The sequence below is a fragment of the Pseudomonas sp. Seg1 genome (assembly GCF_018326005.1).
GTDB lineage: Bacteria > Pseudomonadota > Gammaproteobacteria > Pseudomonadales > Pseudomonadaceae > Aquipseudomonas.
In genome coordinates this window covers 3,377,629-3,393,000 of the sequence record NZ_AP021903.1, presented here as the reverse complement: position 1 = coordinate 3,393,000, position 15,372 = coordinate 3,377,629, and the positions used below count along the sequence as shown (strand labels likewise).

The window sequence follows — 15,372 nt, the reverse complement described above, 5'->3', positions numbered from 1 at the left end:
GCGGCGCAGTGTTTCAGCAAAGTAACAACGGCAGTGTCAAACTGATCAATCCGCTGAAACGGGCCGTTTGCACGCGAGGAAGTGTTTCAGGAACGGACACTTTGCCCCCGAAACCGGGTAAACGGACCCACAAAGACGGGTTATTGCGCGAGCAGTTCCTCGACCGCTGCGAAGGCTCGAGTCTGGCGTTCAGCCCAATTGCCCTCTATGACCTTGAATGGCTGGTCATGGCGTTCCAGCCACTCGCGGGTGGCCTGGTAGAACGCCAGGCGCTGATCCAGACCCGGCTGGCAGCGCTGACCGTCATCGGTCCAGTCGATCTGCTCGGGAGACAGGAGAAGGTGCAGGTCGTAATGCCGCGCCAGCAATTGCGGCTCAAGCCAGGCCGGACAGTCGCCGAACAGCGTCTGGCTCCAGAGCATGTTGCTCAGCAGATGAGTGTCGAGAATCAGCAGCGGCGGCCGTTGCGCCCGAGCCTGATCTTCCCATTGCAGTTGCCCGCGAGCGATCTCGGGAATGTCGGCCAGACGGGTGTCGCGAGGGTTCTGCTCGATAAACCAGCGCACGTACTCGTCTACCCGCAGCCCGCCGAAACGTTGTTGCAGGCCGGCCGCCAGCCAGCTCTTGCCGGTGGACTCGGGGCCGGTCAGCACCACGACCTTCATGTGCGCAACGCCGGATCGGCGCGCCATTCGCGCCAGCCCTGAATCGCAATAAGCGTGAACAAGGCATACAGGGCGGCGGTGAGGTACAGGCCCTTATAAAGAAACAATCCGACGAAAATCACATCCAGCACGAACCAAAGCGCCCAGCATTGCAGGCGTTTCTGCGCCATCCACAACTGCGCCACCAGGCTGAAACCGGTCAGCGCCGCGTCCAGCCAGGGTTGCGCGGCGTCAGTCCAGTGCGCCATGGCGGCGCCCAGCAACACGCTGCCGATGGCGCCCACGCTCAGCCCCAGCATTATCGAGCGAGCATCCAGGTGCGTGACCTGACGTCCGTCGTGCATCGTCCCGGCGCGAGTCCATTGCCACCAGCCATAGACTTGCAGCGCGGCATAGATCACTTGCAGCAACATGTCCGAATAGAGCTTCACTTCAAAGAAGACCCAGCTATAGAGCAGCACCATGACCAGCCCGATCGGCCAGCACCACGGATTCTGTTTAACCGTCAGCCACACGGCAATCACACCGAGAGCGGCGGCAAACAGTTCAAGCCCGGACATGTGGGTTCCTTGGAGGGAGTTGAGGAGGGGGCGGATTGTACCCAGAAAAGCTGTAGGAGTGAGCCTGCTCGCGATGGCTTCGGCGGCGTCAACAATGATGTTGAATGTTCCGCCTTCATCGCTGGCAAGCCAGCTCCCACAGGGTTTTGAGTAATGCCCAAGATGGGTGGGCATGGCATAAATCCTTGTGGGAGCTGGCTTGCCAGCGATGGCGGTATGTCAGCACGGTAGATATTGGCTGACATAAACCTGTCTCCAGCAGGCTCACTCCTATAGTGGGGCGGTGCTAGACGCGGAACTGACGCAGCAGGCTGTTCAACTGTTCGCTCAACTGGCCGAGCCGCACGCTGGCGGCACTCGACTGCTCGGCTGCGATGGCCGTGCTGTGCGACAGCCCGGCAGCCTGGGTCACGTTCTGATTGATGTCCTCGACCACATGCGCCTGTTGCAACGTGGCGCTGGCAATCGATGCATTCAGGCCATTGAGATTACGCAGCGCCTGGCCGATAGCGTTCAGGCTGGCGCCGGCCAGTCCGGCTTGTTCAATGGTCAGTTGCGAAGCTTTGCTGCTGTCACCAATCACCTTGACCGCTGCCTCGGAGTGATTTTGCAGGCGCTCGATCATCGACTGGATTTCCGCTGTCGACTTCTGTGTACGCTGCGCGAGCAAGCGCACTTCATCTGCCACCACGGCAAAACCACGCCCCTGTTCACCGGCCCGGGCCGCTTCGATGGCCGCATTCAGTGCGAGCAGATTGGTCTGCTCGGCAATCGAGCGAATCACTTCCAGGACGCTGCCGATCTGCGTGCTTTCGGCGGCAAGGGTGCGAATCACCTCTACCGCTTGATCGATAGTGCCGGACAGCTTGTCGATCTGTTGCAGGCTACCGTCAATGTTGATCTGGCCTTGCTGCGCCTGGGCCTCGGCATCACGCATTTCGGCGGCAGCATGCTCGGCGTTTTTCGCCACATCCTGCACACCGTAGGTCACCTCGTTGATCGCGGTGGCCACCAGTTCCATCTGCTGCGATTGCTGCTGGCTGCGCTGCTGGGCCTGCGACGCATCGTTGCCCAGTTCGCTGGACGACTGGCCCAGCGCGCTGGCCGAGACCTGCAAGTCGCCGATCACCCGGCGCAGTTTGGCCGTAAACGCGTTGAAATGATGAGCCAGCTCAGTCACTTCATCCTTGCCATGGGTATCGAGGCTGCGGGTCAGGTCGCTTTCACCGCTGGCGATGTTGGCCATGGCGTTCACGGTTTCCTGCAGCGGACGGACGATGCTGCGCGCAATCAGGATCACCAGCAATGCCATGATCACGGCGATGGCCAGGCCAATCACCGTGGCCTTGATCACCTGTCCCTGGAACTCGGCCTGCACATCGTCCACATACACGCCAGAACCGAGCACCCAGCCCCACGGCTCGAACAGTTTTACGTACGAAGTTTTTGCCACGGGCTCACTGGCGCCGGGCTTCGGCCACCGGTAATCGACCATGCCGGCGCCCTTGGACCTGGCAATGGCAACCATCTCGTTGAACACCGCGAAACCATCCGGATCGCGAATTGCCGAGAGATTCTGGCCCTCGAGTTTGGGGTTGGTCGGGTGCATGACCATCACGGGGGTGAGGTCGTTGATCCAGAAATAGTCGCTCTGGTCATAACGCAGACCACGGATGGCGGTGAGCGCCTGCTTTTGCGCAGCCTCTTTGCTCAGAGTGCCGGCGGTTTCCAGATCGTGGTAGTAGGTCAGCAAACCGCTGGCGGTCTGCACCACATGCTGGGTTTTCTGGGCTTTGGCGCGATACAGGTCATCGTGGATCTGCTTGAGCATCAACACGCCCAAGGTCAGCAACATGACCACTGCCACCACCAAAATGAGCCACAAGCGTCGGCTGATCGACACACTGCGCAAGCTGTTCATAACGCTGTCACTCCGGATTCTTTTTCTTGTAATAAACGACCGCCAGCATCCAACCACGATTTCGCGGTCTGGCATACGCGACCCAAGTCGTATAACGCGGCAGCGCTATTAAGGCTTGTCTGTTAGGATTTCGGCCCCGCGCGTGAAAACCTGAATCCAAGTTGATATTTCACGGAATTTTGACCCTTTCGTGTGGATCCTGTGCGCGCGGAATCGGTACAGCAACAACCAGCTACGCTGATCGCAGTGAACGTAAAAAAATACTATCGGGGCATGCCTGCGTGCATCGCTCTTTGGGGGATTGATGGATCTTTGGACCGCCTTGCAGGCACTGATACTAGGAGTTGTAGAAGGGCTGACGGAGTTTTTGCCCATTTCCAGTACCGGACACCAGATCATTGTTGCCGACTTGCTCGACTTCGGCGGCGAGAGGGCCATGGCGTTCAACATCATTATTCAGCTCGGCGCGATCCTCGCGGTGGTCTGGGAGTTTCGCCGCAAGATTCTGGATGTGGTGGTCGGTTTGCCAACACAGCCAAGCGCACGGCGTTTCACCGCCAACCTGCTGATCGCGTTTTTGCCCGCCGTCGTGCTGGGCGTGATCTTTGCCGACCTGATCCACAAATACCTGTTCAACCCGATCACCGTTGCGGCGGCGTTGGTCGTCGGCGGGATCATCATGTTGTGGGCTGAACAACGTCAGCATGAAGTGCACGCAGAAACGGTTGATGAGATTCGCTGGACCGATGCGCTGAAAATCGGTTTCGCCCAATGCCTGGCCATGATCCCCGGCACATCGCGTTCTGGCTCGACCATCATTGGCGGCTTGCTGTTCGGTCTGTCGCGCAAGACGGCCACCGAGTTCTCGTTCTTCCTTGCCATGCCAACCATGGTCAGTGCTGCGGTGTACTCGGGCTTCAAATACCGCCATCTGTTTGTCCCGGCGGATTTCCCGGTGTTCGCCATCGGTTTCGTCACCGCGTTTATCTTCGCGATGATCGCAGTGCGTGGCCTGCTCAAGTTTATCGGCAGCCACAGCTATGCGGCATTCGCCTGGTATCGGATCGTCTTTGGCCTGTTCATTCTGGCGACGTGGCAGTTCGGCTGGGTGGACTGGGCGGCGGCCAAGCCATGAGCGATTCCCGCGCACGCCGTCCTGAAGGTCGCCCCTCTGGCGGCCATGTTCAGCATCTGAAATTGAAACTGGTGGTGCTGGTAATCGTCTGCGCGCTGCCGTTGTTCGGCTCGCTGTCGATGTGGCTGCGCGGGATTTCACTGGTGCCGTTGGCCGCGTATGGAATCGTCAGCGTGCTGGCGTTCTTCATGTACTGGGCCGACAAACGCAAGGCCCGGACGGATGCGTGGCGCACGCCGGAGAATATCCTGCACGCGGTGGAACTGGCCGGCGGCTGGCCAGGCGCGTTGATTGCTCAGCAGGTGTTTCGGCACAAGACGCGCAAGGTGTCGTTTCAGGTTCTGTTCTGGGTCATCGTCCTGTTGCACCAGGTGTTCTGGATCGACCAGTTGTTCCTCCGTTTGAACCTGCTCAATCTGTTCTAAAGACCTGCAAAAAACCAATGTAGGAGCGAGCCTGCTCGCGAAAAGGCCGTGTCAGACAACATCATTGTTGAATGAAAGTCCGCTTTCGCGAGCAGGCTCGCTCCCACAGGGGATTAGAGTTAAAGCAGTAATCCCACCTGAGTTTTCTTCGGCAACTTGCTCACCACCAACTGATGCGAACGCTGCAATAACCCCTGTAATTCCTCGGCGCCCAGCGGGTAGGGCGGGTGCATGATGATCCACTGGGCCCGGGCCAGATACGGCGCGGGGTGGATGCCCGGCCGGTCGCAATGGCCGAGAAACAGATCCTTGTCGACCTTGAATGCCAGCGAGTCGCCGCGCAGCCCCTGCAAGGCAAACATCTTGTTGCCGGCAATCGAAAACACTCGCACGCCACCCCACTTGTAGTCTTCCCGCGCACCGGGCAACGCCAGACAGAACGCCGCAACGTCCGCTTCGCTCATTTTTCCCTTCTTCATAACAACCGCTCCCCACAGGCATTGAACGATTCGACCAGGTGATCGATCCACGCGCGCACGGCTGGCATCACGCCGCGCCGATGCGGATACACCGCTTGCAGCCAGCCGCCGGGTAGCGACCATTCGGGCAGCAACTGCACCAGCGCGCCGCTTTGCAGCTCCGCTTCGCAATACATCATCGGCAACATCGTGAAGCCCTGGCCGGCCAGCACACAGGTCTTGCGCACGATAAAGTCGTCGATGCCCAACCGTGCTTCCATGTTCAGTTCGAAGCTTTCGCCTTGTTGATCGAGCAGGCGTACGTGGACCATGCGATCGGCCTCCAATGCACCCAGCACCGGCAGATTCTTCAGGTCTTGCGGATGATTGATCGACTGGCCTTGAATAAACTCCGGGCTGGCCACCACGACCATTTGCGCCTGACGCAAACGTCGCGTCACCAGCAGCGGATCTTCGTCGCCCAGTTCTCGCACGCGCAAGGCCACATCGAAACCTTCTGCAACCAGATCCACCCGACGGTTGAGCAGCACGACTTCCAGTTGCACCTGAGGGAATTTGCCGAGGAAATCGCTGATCACCCACGGCAGCATTTCCCGAGCCAGCCCCGTCGGGCATGACACGCGCAGGCGCCCACGTGGCTCGGTGGACATACTGGCGACGGCTTCGTCGGCCATTTCCGCTTCCAGCAACATGGCCTGGCAGTGGCGCAAATAACGCTCACCCACGGCGGTGAGATTGAGTTGGCGGGTGGTGCGTTGCAACAGGCGCGCGCCGAGACGCTCTTCCAGTTCGGCGATACGTCGCGACAGCCGCGATTTGGGAATACCCAGCAATCGGCCGGCAGCTGCAAAGCCGCCAGCTTCGACGACTTTGGCGAAGTAGTAGAGATCGTTGAGGTCTTGCATGGTTTAAATCCGACTGTTCTATCAGTGGGACAAACTATCGCATTGTCGCCGTCTAATCATCCATTGGTTTCTTGCGTAGGATTCTCTCCATTCCGTCGCCACCGGCGATTCATTCCAGGAGATTCCACATGAAACTGCTGCATATCGATTCGAGCATTCTGGGCGACAACTCGGCTTCCCGTCAGTTGAGCAGCCAAGTCGTCAAAGCCTGGCAAGCTGCTGAGCCAGGCGCCGTGGTGACTTACCGCGATCTGGCGGCTGACGCCATCAGTCACTTCTCTTCGACCACGCTGGTCGCCGCCGGCACCACCGCTGAGCTGCGTAACGCCGCGCAACAGCACGAAGCCGAGCTGAGCGCGTCGACCCTGGCCGAGTTCATCGCTGCTGACGCTGTGGTGATTGCTGCGCCGATGTACAACTTCACTGTACCGACCCAACTCAAGGCGTGGATCGACCGTGTGGCCGTTGCCGGTCAGACCTTCCGTTACACCGAAGCCGGCCCTGAAGGCCTGTGCGGTGGCAAGAAAGTGGTGATCGTTTCCACCTCCGGCGGTATCCACGCCGGTCAGGCCAGCGGCATCGCCCACGAAGAATACTTGAAGCTGGTATTGGGCTTCCTCGGCATCACCGACATCGAAATCGTCCGTGCCGAAGGTCTGGCGTATGGTGACGAAGTGCGCAACAACGCCATGACCGCAGCTCAAGCGAAGATCAGCGAGCAATTGTTCGCCGCCGCGTAAGGCTTGCGTAAAGAACAGCTGAGGTTCAGGTAATACCCAAAAAACTCTGTATTCTGGTTCTGCAAGGGCCGAATACGGAGTTTTTTGTTTCTGACTGTTACATAATCTGGCCCGGGTTATGCAGTCAAACGATCAACGTCTGAGTGCAGTGTCGTAACGGAGCGCTGAATCCTCGGCGTTCCGGCCTGACAACGCAACGGATCTTTCGATTGAGTAACAACAGGGTGGGGCATCCCATGATGCGTCTTTGTGCAACGTTACTGATTTGCCTGCTCGGCAGCCTGAATTCAGTGCAGGCTGCGCCGGGGCGACACCCTGTCTGGAGCGTCGGTTATCACGAGATGACCTTCCTCGATCCGCTCGACCTGCAACCGATGCGCGCCATCGCGTTCTACCCCTCCAGCGACCGCGAGCACATGAGCCTGCTCGAAGGCTATTCGGTCGAAGCCGGTGAAGACACCAAAGTCGCCATGGGCCGCTTTCCAATGCTGATGCTGTCCCATGGCAACACCGGCACACCGCTGGCGCTGCACGACCTCGCCACATCGCTGGCGCGCAAAGGTTTTGTCGTGGTGGCCGTGATTCACCCCGGCGATAACTCCAAAGACCACAGCCGTCTCGGCACCCTGAGCAATCTCTACGGCCGGCCCATCCAGATTTCCGAAGCGATCACCGCGACCCTCGGCGATCGCATGCTGGCGCCGTTCGTCAATGCTGATCAGGTTGGCGTGATCGGCTATTCGGCGGGTGGCGAGACGGCGCTGATTCTGTCCGGCGCGCAACCGGATCTGGATCGCCTGCGCCGCTATTGCCAGGAACGTCCGGACGACCGCGACGCCTGCAACACCCAGGGCGAACTGATCGTTGATCGCGATGACCTGCAGCCGGTGGCCGATCCGCGCGTGCACGCGTTGTTGCTGATGGCGCCGTTGAGCCTGAAATTTGGTCGTCACACCCTGGCCGATGTGCATGTGCCGGTGCTGCTCTACAGCGGCGATGGCGACAAACTCGTCGCGTTCGACAAAAATGCTGCCGCACTGGCGCGCAAACTGCCCACAGCACCAGACTTCAAGTTACTGGCCGGGGCAGGGCACTTCGTGTTCATGGCGCCGTGCACCGAAGAGCAGATTCTTGCGATGCCGGCACTGTGCACCGACGCCGATGGCGTCGATCGCGAAGACATCCATCGCAATCTGATTTCCGAAGCGGGGCGGTTCTTTGCACATGCACTGGGCAAACCGACGCGGGCGGGCATGCAGACGGCCGATCAATAACCTGATCCCACCGCAGAACCCTTGTGGGAGCGAGCCTGCTCGCGAAGGCGGTGAATCAGTCAGCACGTGTATCGACTGAAGCTACGCCTTCGCGAGCAGGCTCGCTCCCACAGGTTTTAGACCGAAGATTCAAGCCATCGCGCGGCGCTTGAGCAGCAAGGTCAGCCCCAGCCCGGTGACCGAAAGCATCGCCGCGCAAAAGAAAATCCACGAATAGCCCAGGTTCAACGCCACTGCGCCCATCAACGGGCCGGCCACCGCCAGCGCCAGATCGAAGAACACGGCATAAGCGCTCAACCCCGCGCCACGGCTGGAGCTGGGCACTTGCTTGATCGCTTCGACGCCCAGCGCCGGATACACCAGCGACAGGCCAAATCCGGCCAGACCCGCACCGATCAGCGCATACGCGGTGGAAGGCGCCAGCCACAACATTGTCAGCCCGACGGTTTCGACGGTCATGCAGGCAATTGCCGAGCTGAACCCGCCGAATCGCGCAATCGCAGAAATGAACATCAGGCGTGAAAGGATGAAGCACACGCCGAACACCGTCAGGCAGTACGCCGCGCCGGTCCAGCCGCGATTGAGGTAATACAGGGTGATGAACGTGGTCAGCGTGCCGTAACCGATCGACGCCAGGCTCAGACTGGCGCCAAACGGTGCGATCCGGCCGAACACCGCCCAAAACGGCAAGCGTTCACCGCGCACCACGGGTACTGACGGTTTATTGCGGATGAGCACCAACGCCATGGTCGCCAATGCTGTCAGCGCAACCCCCAGACTGGCAAAACCGTAGTCGGCGACCATCACCACGCCCAGCGGCGCACCAATCGCAATCGCGCCATACGAGGCGATGCCATTCCAGCCGATGGAGCGCGCCGTGTGTTCAGCGCCGACCTGGCCCATGCACCAACTGATGGTGCCGACACCGATCAGGCCCTGAGCGATGCCAAGCAGCAAACGCCCGGCGATCAGTATCAACAGGCTGGTCAGCGGGAAGCTTTGCAACAGCGTGGAAATCAGCGTCAGCACACCGCTAAGCACGATCCCCAGCAAGCCATAAACAATCGCCCGTTTGGTGCCGATGGTGTCCGACATGCGCCCGGCCATCGGTCGGCTGAGCAGGGTGGCCAGATACTGCGAGCCGATGACCAGCCCGGCAATGATCGCGCTGAAACCCAACTGTTCATGCACGTAACCGGGCAACACGGCAATCGGCAGGCCGATGCAGAGGAAGGCTATAAAGGTATAAAAAACGATGGAGACGATCTGCAGGGTGATCGCCATGGAGCTTTGCGGTGGCTGTTGCTGCGCAGACATGAGAACTCGTTCGCGGGCGGCGGTAGGAGAGCTCGCATCATGGCTTGGGTCTGAATCAAAAGAAAGCAGGCTAACTATTTTCCTGAAAAGTGACCGAACGTTCCCACGCTCTGCGTGGTAACGCCGCCACGGACGCTCCGCGTCCCGCTCGTGTGACGCAGAGCGTCACGGGATGCATTCCCACGCAGAGCGTGGGAACGATCAGCGCTTTAAAATGCAAAAGCCCCGTCACGTGGACAGGGCTTTCAGATTGCAGCAGCGTTTTAGAACACTACGCCTTGGCTACGCAGGTAGTCGTCGTAGGTGCCGCTGAAGTCGGTCACGCCGTTCGGGCTCAGCTCGATGATGCGCGTGGCCAGGGACGATACGAACTCACGGTCGTGGCTGACGAAGATCAGCGTGCCCGGGTAGTTTTCCAGCGCCAGGTTCAGCGCCTCGATCGATTCCATGTCCAAGTGGTTGGTCGGTTCGTCCATGATCAGGACGTTCGGCTTTTGCAGGATCAGCTTGCCGAACAGCATGCGACCTTGCTCACCACCGGAAATCACCTTGACCGACTTGAGGATCTCGTCGTTGGAGAACAGCATGCGCCCCAAAGTACCGCGAATCATCTGCTCGCCCTGAGTCCACTGACCCATCCAGTCAAACAGGGTGACGTCGTCTTCGAAGTCGTGCGCGTGGTCCTGAGCGTAGTAGCCCAGTTCCGCGGCGTCGGTCCACTTGACGGTGCCGGCGTCCGGGGTCAGTTCGTTGACCAGAGTGCGCAGCAGGGTAGTCTTGCCGATACCGTTCGGGCCGATGATCGCTACGCGCTCGCCCGCTTCAACCTGGAAGCTGAAGTCCTTGAACAGCGGCTTGCCGTCGAAACCTTTGGCCATTTTTTCGACCATGACAGCCTGGCGGTGCAGCTTCTTGTTCTGATCGAAACGGATGAACGGGCTGACACGGCTCGAAGGCTTGACCTCAGCCAACTGGATCTTGTCGATCGCCTTGGCGCGGGAAGTGGCCTGCTTGGCTTTCGAGGCGTTGGCCGAGAAGCGGCTGACGAACGATTGCAGCTCGGAAATCTGTGCTTTCTTCTTGGCGTTGTCCGACAGCAGTTGCTCGCGGGACTGGGTCGCCACGGTCATGTACTCGTCGTAGTTGCCCGGGAACAGACGCAGCTCGCCGTAATCCAGGTCAGCCATGTGCGTGCACACGCTGTTCAGGAAGTGACGGTCGTGAGAGATGATGATCATCAGGCTGTTACGCTGGGTCAGAACGTTTTCCAGCCAGCGAATGGTGTTGATGTCCAGGTGGTTGGTCGGTTCGTCGAGCAACAGCACTTCCGGATCGGAGAACAGTGCCTGTGCCAGCAACACACGGAGCTTCCAGCCTGGCGAGACTTCGCTCATCGGGCCGAAGTGTTGCTCGATACCGATACCCAGACCCAGCAGCAACTCACCGGCACGGGATTCGGCGGTGTAGCCGTCCATTTCGGCGAATTCGGTTTCCAGCTCGGCAACGGCCATGCCGTCTTCTTCGCTCATTTCCGGCAGCGAGTAGATGCGGTCGCGTTCAGCCTTGACCTTCCACAGCTCTTCGTGACCCATGATCACGGTGTCGATCACGGTGAATTCTTCGTAAGCGAACTGATCCTGGCGCAATTTACCCAGGCGCACGTTCGGCTCAAGCATGACCTGGCCAGCGGACGGGTCGAGGTCACCGCCGAGGATTTTCATGAAGGTCGACTTGCCGCAACCGTTGGCGCCGATCAGGCCATAACGGTTGCCCGCGCCGAATTTGACCGAAACGTTTTCGAAGAGCGGCTTGGCGCCGAACTGCATCGTGATGTTAGCTGTAGAAATCAAGAGTTTTTCCTGCGAAGCATTCTGAGTAGCGAGGGTGCGGCTGGAGCGCTTGGCCCGAGTCAAAGTGCGCTGAAGCGGGGAGGTTCCCGTCATCAACCAAGGGGTGCGCGTAAAGTTTGGCGGCGATTGTACTGGTCTGGCTCTTTAAACGATAGGGCGATGACGCTGTGAGCGCCGATTGGCGCAATCGCGGGACAGATTTTCACAGATGAAGGCTCACTATCAGTTACAAACTGTGGCTAAAATGCCATCCATTCACCCAACGCCCTACAGCGGCGCGGGCTCAAGGACGTGCCATTTTGTACTCAGACCACTGCATCAGACGCTGGGCTTCTAGCCATCAGGCGCGCAGTTTGTTCACTTTCTGACGTGTGACGATTTCCGTGAAACTCATCATTGCTGCTATTTATGTCATTTCAATTGCATACGTTCACTTGCGTGGCCGTGTGCGCCACAAACTGGGTCGTCAGTTAAGCGACCATTCGACGTTTCTGGCGCCGATCAACTGCTTTCTGTACCTGTTTTCGAAAAAGCCCAATACGCCGTATCTGAATCCCGCAGAATTTCCTGATCTCAGCCCATTGCAGGCACATTGGCAGGAGATTCGCGAAGAAGGCCAGAACTTGCTGCGTGCCGGTGAGATCAAACGCTCGAACCAGTATGACGATGTCGGCTTTAATTCATTCTTCAAAAGCGGCTGGAAGCGTTTTTACCTCAAGTGGTACGGCGAGAGTCATCCGTCGGCAATGAAGCTGTGCCCGCGTACCACTGAACTGGTGCAGAGCATCGGTTCGATCAAGGCCGCTATGTTTGCCGAACTGCCACCCGGCTCGAAACTGGTGCGTCACCGCGATCCGTATGCCGGTTCCTATCGCTATCACCTGGGCCTGGAAACGCCGAATGATGCCGGTTGCTACATCAATGTCGACGGCGAGAACTATCACTGGCGTGATGGTGAAGCGGTGATGTTCGATGAAACTTTCATTCATTACGCAGAAAACACCACGGACAAGAACCGCATCATCCTGTTCTGTGACATTGAGCGGCCGATGAAGTACCGCTGGGCCGCCGCGTTTAATGGCTGGTTCAGCCGCACCGTGATGTCCGCCGCCGGCGCGCCGAACGATGCCGGTGACCGTACTGGTGGGATCAACCGGTTGTTTACCAAAATCTACAAGATCCGTTTGCGCGGTAAAGAGCTGAAAAAGCGCAATCGCAAGCGCTATTACATAGAAAAGTGGGCGATCTTCGGTGGCTTGCTGGCGATCTTCATTCTGATCTGAATATTCCTGTGAGCCAGCTCCCACAGGGTTCGAAGTGTGCGCATCACACCGACCACTGTGGGAGCTGGCTTGCCAGCGATGACTGTCGCAAAAGCAACCTGTCAGTTGCCTGACAAACCTTCAGTTGTCATGCTCAGGACGCTTTCTTCGTCTTCTTCGCCGGCGCCGCTTTAGTCGCTGTTTTAGGCTTTGATTTGGCGGGCGCCTTGCCACCCAGGCTGCGTTTAAGCAGCTCGGTCAAATCGATAACATCGGCAGACTTGCGCTCTTCCTCGCCACCCACCGACTCGACATCCTCGATCTTGCCTTCATGGGCCTTTTTCTCCACCAGCGCCATGATCTTGTCTTCGAACTCGTCCTTGTAATCCTCAGGACTCCAGTCCCCGCTCATGTCCTCAACCAGTCGTTTGGCCATGTCCAGTTCGCCCTTGGCCAACTGTGGTTTGGTCACTTCGCTGCCCAGTTCCAGTTGATCGAGGCCGCGAACCTCCTGCGGCCAGCGCAGTTTTACCAGCACCAGCGCCGACTCCAGCGGCATCAATGCCGCCAGGTATTGCCGCGTATGCAAGACGACACGGGCGAGGGCGACTTTATTGGTCTTGCTCAGGGTTTCGCGCAGCAACGCGTAAACCTTGCCACCGCGCTTGTCCGGCGCCAGGTAGTAAGGCGTATCGATGTTCTGCAACGGGATTTGCTCGGCGTCGACGAATGAGAAAATGTCGATCGTCTGGGTTGATACCGGGTGCGCCGAGCGAATTTCCTCTTCGCTGAGCACCACGTAGCGGCCCTTTTCATACGCTACGCCTTTGACGATGTTTTCCTTGGTGACTTCCTTGCCGGTGACCTTGTTGACCCGTTTGTAGCCCACCGGGTCCATGCTGCGGCTGTCGAGCCAGTCGAAGTCCACGCCTTGGGACGATGTCGCCGAAACCAGTGCGACAGGGATGTGAACCAGTCCGAAACTGATCGCGCCTTTCCAGATTGCCCGAGCCATGGTGAGTTCTCCGAGTGATGTTCAGGTGACCTGTGCGCTTGCGCGAAAGTTTCCAGTGAATGCACGGGTTTCAGACGACTTGGTCAAGCCGTGTTACATGTTGTTTAAGCGGCGCGGGTTAACAAATCCGAACCCACGGCGTAGCGTGGACTCGAAGGCTCTACTCCCTGCACATCGAGAGGCAATCCCATGAACCGCTTAATGATTGGCATCGCCGTCCTCACGCTCAGTGGCGGTCTGGTTCATGCGGACGCAGTGCTGGCACAAAGTCCGACCGGCAACAGCAACAACCCATACAACAGCCCGATTCGCCGGGCCAACCCCAACAGCATGCAGGGCACCCAGCCCAGCGCTCCGCCACTTCGCGGGCCGAACACCGTGCCGACGCCGCGTCAGCCCACCGTCGAAAATCGCGGTATTGGCAATGGCCAGCCGATTCGTTCGGTGCCGAGTACACCGCCGACCTTCATTCCCAACCCACCTTCACGAAGCACTGACACCCGTTGAACGGCGGTACTGCGGTGCTGCCGGCTTTTGAAACCAACAAAAGGAATCGTGCATGTTGCGTAAAACCCTTCTAGCCAGCCTGTGCGCCGGCGCTCTGATCAGCGCGCCGGCATTCGCTGCCGCCCCCAAAGAGCTGCAAAGCGAGCAAGGCACCCTCGAAGTCACCACAATCGCCCAAGGCCTTGAACATCCATGGGCACTGGCTTTCCTGCCGGATCGCCAGGGCATGCTGGTGACCGAACGACCGGGTAATTTGCGCGTGGTCGGTACGGACGGCAAACTTTCGGCGCCGATCAGCGGGGTGCCGAAGGTCTGGGCCAAGGGGCAGGGCGGCCTACTCGATGTCGTGCTGTCGCCGGAGTTCAAACAGGACCGGCTGGTGTATCTGTCTTACGCCGAAGGTGGCGGTGCGGGCGACAAGGCCGGGACGGCGGTAGGGCGCGGGTATCTGTCGGATGACCTGAAAACGCTGAAGGATTTCAAAGTGATCTTCCGTCAGGAGCCGAAACTCTCGACCGGCAACCATTTCGGATCGCGGCTGGTGTTTGATCGAGACGGCTATCTGTTCATCACCCTGGGCGAAAACAACGACCGGCCAACCGCGCAGGATCTCGACAAACTGCAAGGCAAGATCGTGCGGATCTTTGCGGACGGTAAAGTACCGGACGACAATCCGTTCGTAGGTCAATCCGGCGTACGCCCGGAGATCTGGGCCTACGGCATTCGCAACCCGCAGGGCGCTGCGCTCAATCCGTGGAACGGCACCATTTGGGAAAACGAACACGGCCCGCGCGGCGGCGATGAGGTCAACATCATCGAACGCGGGAAGAACTATGGCTGGCCGCTGGCGACCCATGGCATCAACTACTCGCTGCAGCCAATCCCCGAAGCACAAGGCAAAAGCATTGAAGGTGGTGTAGATCCTCGCCACGTCTGGGAAAAATCGCCAGGCGTGACGGGTATGGCGTTTTACGATGCCGACCGCTTCAAGCCTTGGCAGCAAAACCTGTTTATCGGCGCGCTGGTGAGTCAGGAGTTGATTCGCTTGCAGTTCGATGGCGACAAGGTTGTGCATGAGGAGCGCTTGCTGGGCGAGCTGAAGCAGCGCATTCGCGATGTACGCCAGGGGCCGGATGGATATCTGTATGTGTTGACGGATGAGGACAATGGCGCGCTGTACAAGATCGGTCTGAAGTAAATTTGTAATTCACACACAACCTGTGGCGAGGGAGAGCTTGCTCGCGCTTGAGTGCGCAGCGCTCACACGTTTCCTGGGGCTGCTGCGCAACCCAGCGGGAGCAAGCTCCCTCGCCACAA

15 protein-coding genes are annotated in these 15,372 nt (G+C 58.9%); 7 read left to right on the top strand and 8 right to left on the bottom strand.

Annotation, left to right across the window (positions count from 1 at the left end):
* Positions 1-140: 140 nt before the first annotated feature.
* From KI231_RS15015 to KI231_RS15005, 3 genes are all read right to left on the bottom strand, one after another.
* Positions 141-665 (bottom strand): AAA family ATPase, encoded by a 525-nt coding sequence (locus KI231_RS15015; RefSeq protein WP_213028798.1) that lies wholly within the window; start codon positions 663-665, stop codon positions 141-143.
* Positions 662-1,225, bottom strand: coding sequence for a nicotinamide riboside transporter PnuC (gene pnuC / locus KI231_RS15010; protein WP_212808913.1), 564 nt, complete (start codon positions 1,223-1,225; stop codon positions 662-664). Before pnuC ends, KI231_RS15015 begins: the two co-directional genes overlap by 4 nt.
* Before the next feature lie 286 nt (positions 1,226-1,511).
* The gene (locus KI231_RS15005; RefSeq protein WP_212808912.1) at positions 1,512-3,146 is read right to left on the bottom strand and encodes a methyl-accepting chemotaxis protein; all 1,635 of its coding nucleotides are present in this window, start codon (positions 3,144-3,146) and stop codon (positions 1,512-1,514) included.
* 304 nt (positions 3,147-3,450) lie between these two features.
* Here KI231_RS15005 and KI231_RS15000 point away from each other — a divergent pair, with 304 nt between their 5' ends.
* On the top strand, positions 3,451-4,281 hold the full coding sequence (locus tag KI231_RS15000; RefSeq protein WP_212808911.1) for an undecaprenyl-diphosphate phosphatase: 831 nt from the start codon (positions 3,451-3,453) through the stop codon (positions 4,279-4,281).
* Positions 4,278-4,706, top strand: a complete 429-nt coding sequence (locus tag KI231_RS14995; protein ID WP_103302081.1) for a DUF1294 domain-containing protein — start codon at positions 4,278-4,280, stop codon at positions 4,704-4,706. Before KI231_RS15000 ends, KI231_RS14995 begins: the two co-directional genes overlap by 4 nt.
* Positions 4,707-4,825: 119 nt before the next feature.
* Here the strand turns inward: KI231_RS14995 and KI231_RS14990 are convergent, their stop codons facing one another.
* Both KI231_RS14990 and KI231_RS14985 read right to left on the bottom strand, forming a co-directional pair.
* Positions 4,826-5,185, bottom strand: coding sequence for an MmcQ/YjbR family DNA-binding protein (locus KI231_RS14990; protein ID WP_103302080.1), 360 nt, complete (start codon positions 5,183-5,185; stop codon positions 4,826-4,828).
* Entirely contained in the window at positions 5,182-6,090 is a 909-nt protein-coding gene (locus KI231_RS14985; protein ID WP_103302079.1) for a LysR substrate-binding domain-containing protein, read from the bottom strand. The genes KI231_RS14990 and KI231_RS14985 overlap by 4 nt, the downstream gene beginning before the upstream one ends.
* A gap of 128 nt (positions 6,091-6,218) precedes the next feature.
* Between KI231_RS14985 and KI231_RS14980 the strand changes: the two genes are divergently transcribed.
* Together KI231_RS14980 and KI231_RS14975 are read left to right on the top strand one after the other, a co-directional pair.
* Complete coding sequence (locus KI231_RS14980) at positions 6,219-6,830, top strand: FMN-dependent NADH-azoreductase (RefSeq protein ID WP_201238228.1); 612 nt, start codon at positions 6,219-6,221, stop codon at positions 6,828-6,830.
* Between the two features lie 236 nt (positions 6,831-7,066).
* Positions 7,067-8,104: an alpha/beta hydrolase family protein gene (locus KI231_RS14975; protein WP_103302077.1), complete on the top strand. Its 1,038-nt coding sequence runs from the start codon at positions 7,067-7,069 to the stop codon at positions 8,102-8,104.
* A 129-nt stretch (positions 8,105-8,233) separates the two neighbouring features.
* Here the strand turns inward: KI231_RS14975 and KI231_RS14970 are convergent, their stop codons facing one another.
* Together KI231_RS14970 and KI231_RS14965 are read right to left on the bottom strand one after the other, a co-directional pair.
* Positions 8,234-9,421: an MFS transporter gene (locus KI231_RS14970; protein WP_212808910.1), complete on the bottom strand. Its 1,188-nt coding sequence runs from the start codon at positions 9,419-9,421 to the stop codon at positions 8,234-8,236.
* Positions 9,422-9,684: 263 nt separating this feature from the next.
* A complete protein-coding gene (locus KI231_RS14965) occupies positions 9,685-11,271 on the bottom strand; it encodes an ABC-F family ATPase (RefSeq protein ID WP_103302075.1) in 1,587 nt (528 codons plus the stop codon).
* A 383-nt stretch (positions 11,272-11,654) separates the two neighbouring features.
* On the opposite strand from KI231_RS14965, the gene lpxO reads away from it, so the two are divergent.
* Entirely contained in the window at positions 11,655-12,554 is a 900-nt protein-coding gene (gene lpxO / locus KI231_RS14960) for a lipid A hydroxylase LpxO (RefSeq protein WP_212808909.1), read from the top strand.
* A 133-nt stretch (positions 12,555-12,687) separates the two neighbouring features.
* On the opposite strand, the gene ku is transcribed toward lpxO, so the two are convergent.
* Entirely contained in the window at positions 12,688-13,548 is an 861-nt protein-coding gene (ku, locus tag KI231_RS14955; protein ID WP_103302074.1) for a non-homologous end joining protein Ku, read from the bottom strand.
* A 189-nt stretch (positions 13,549-13,737) separates the two neighbouring features.
* Between ku and KI231_RS14950 the strand changes: the two genes are divergently transcribed.
* Together KI231_RS14950 and KI231_RS14945 are read left to right on the top strand one after the other, a co-directional pair.
* Positions 13,738-14,055 carry a hypothetical protein gene (locus KI231_RS14950; protein WP_212808908.1) on the top strand — a complete coding sequence of 106 codons (318 nt, stop codon included), beginning with the start codon at positions 13,738-13,740 and terminating at the stop codon, positions 14,053-14,055.
* A 52-nt stretch (positions 14,056-14,107) separates the two neighbouring features.
* The gene (locus KI231_RS14945) at positions 14,108-15,253 is read left to right on the top strand and encodes a PQQ-dependent sugar dehydrogenase (protein WP_212808907.1); all 1,146 of its coding nucleotides are present in this window, start codon (positions 14,108-14,110) and stop codon (positions 15,251-15,253) included.
* The last annotated feature ends 119 nt before the right edge of the window (positions 15,254-15,372 follow it).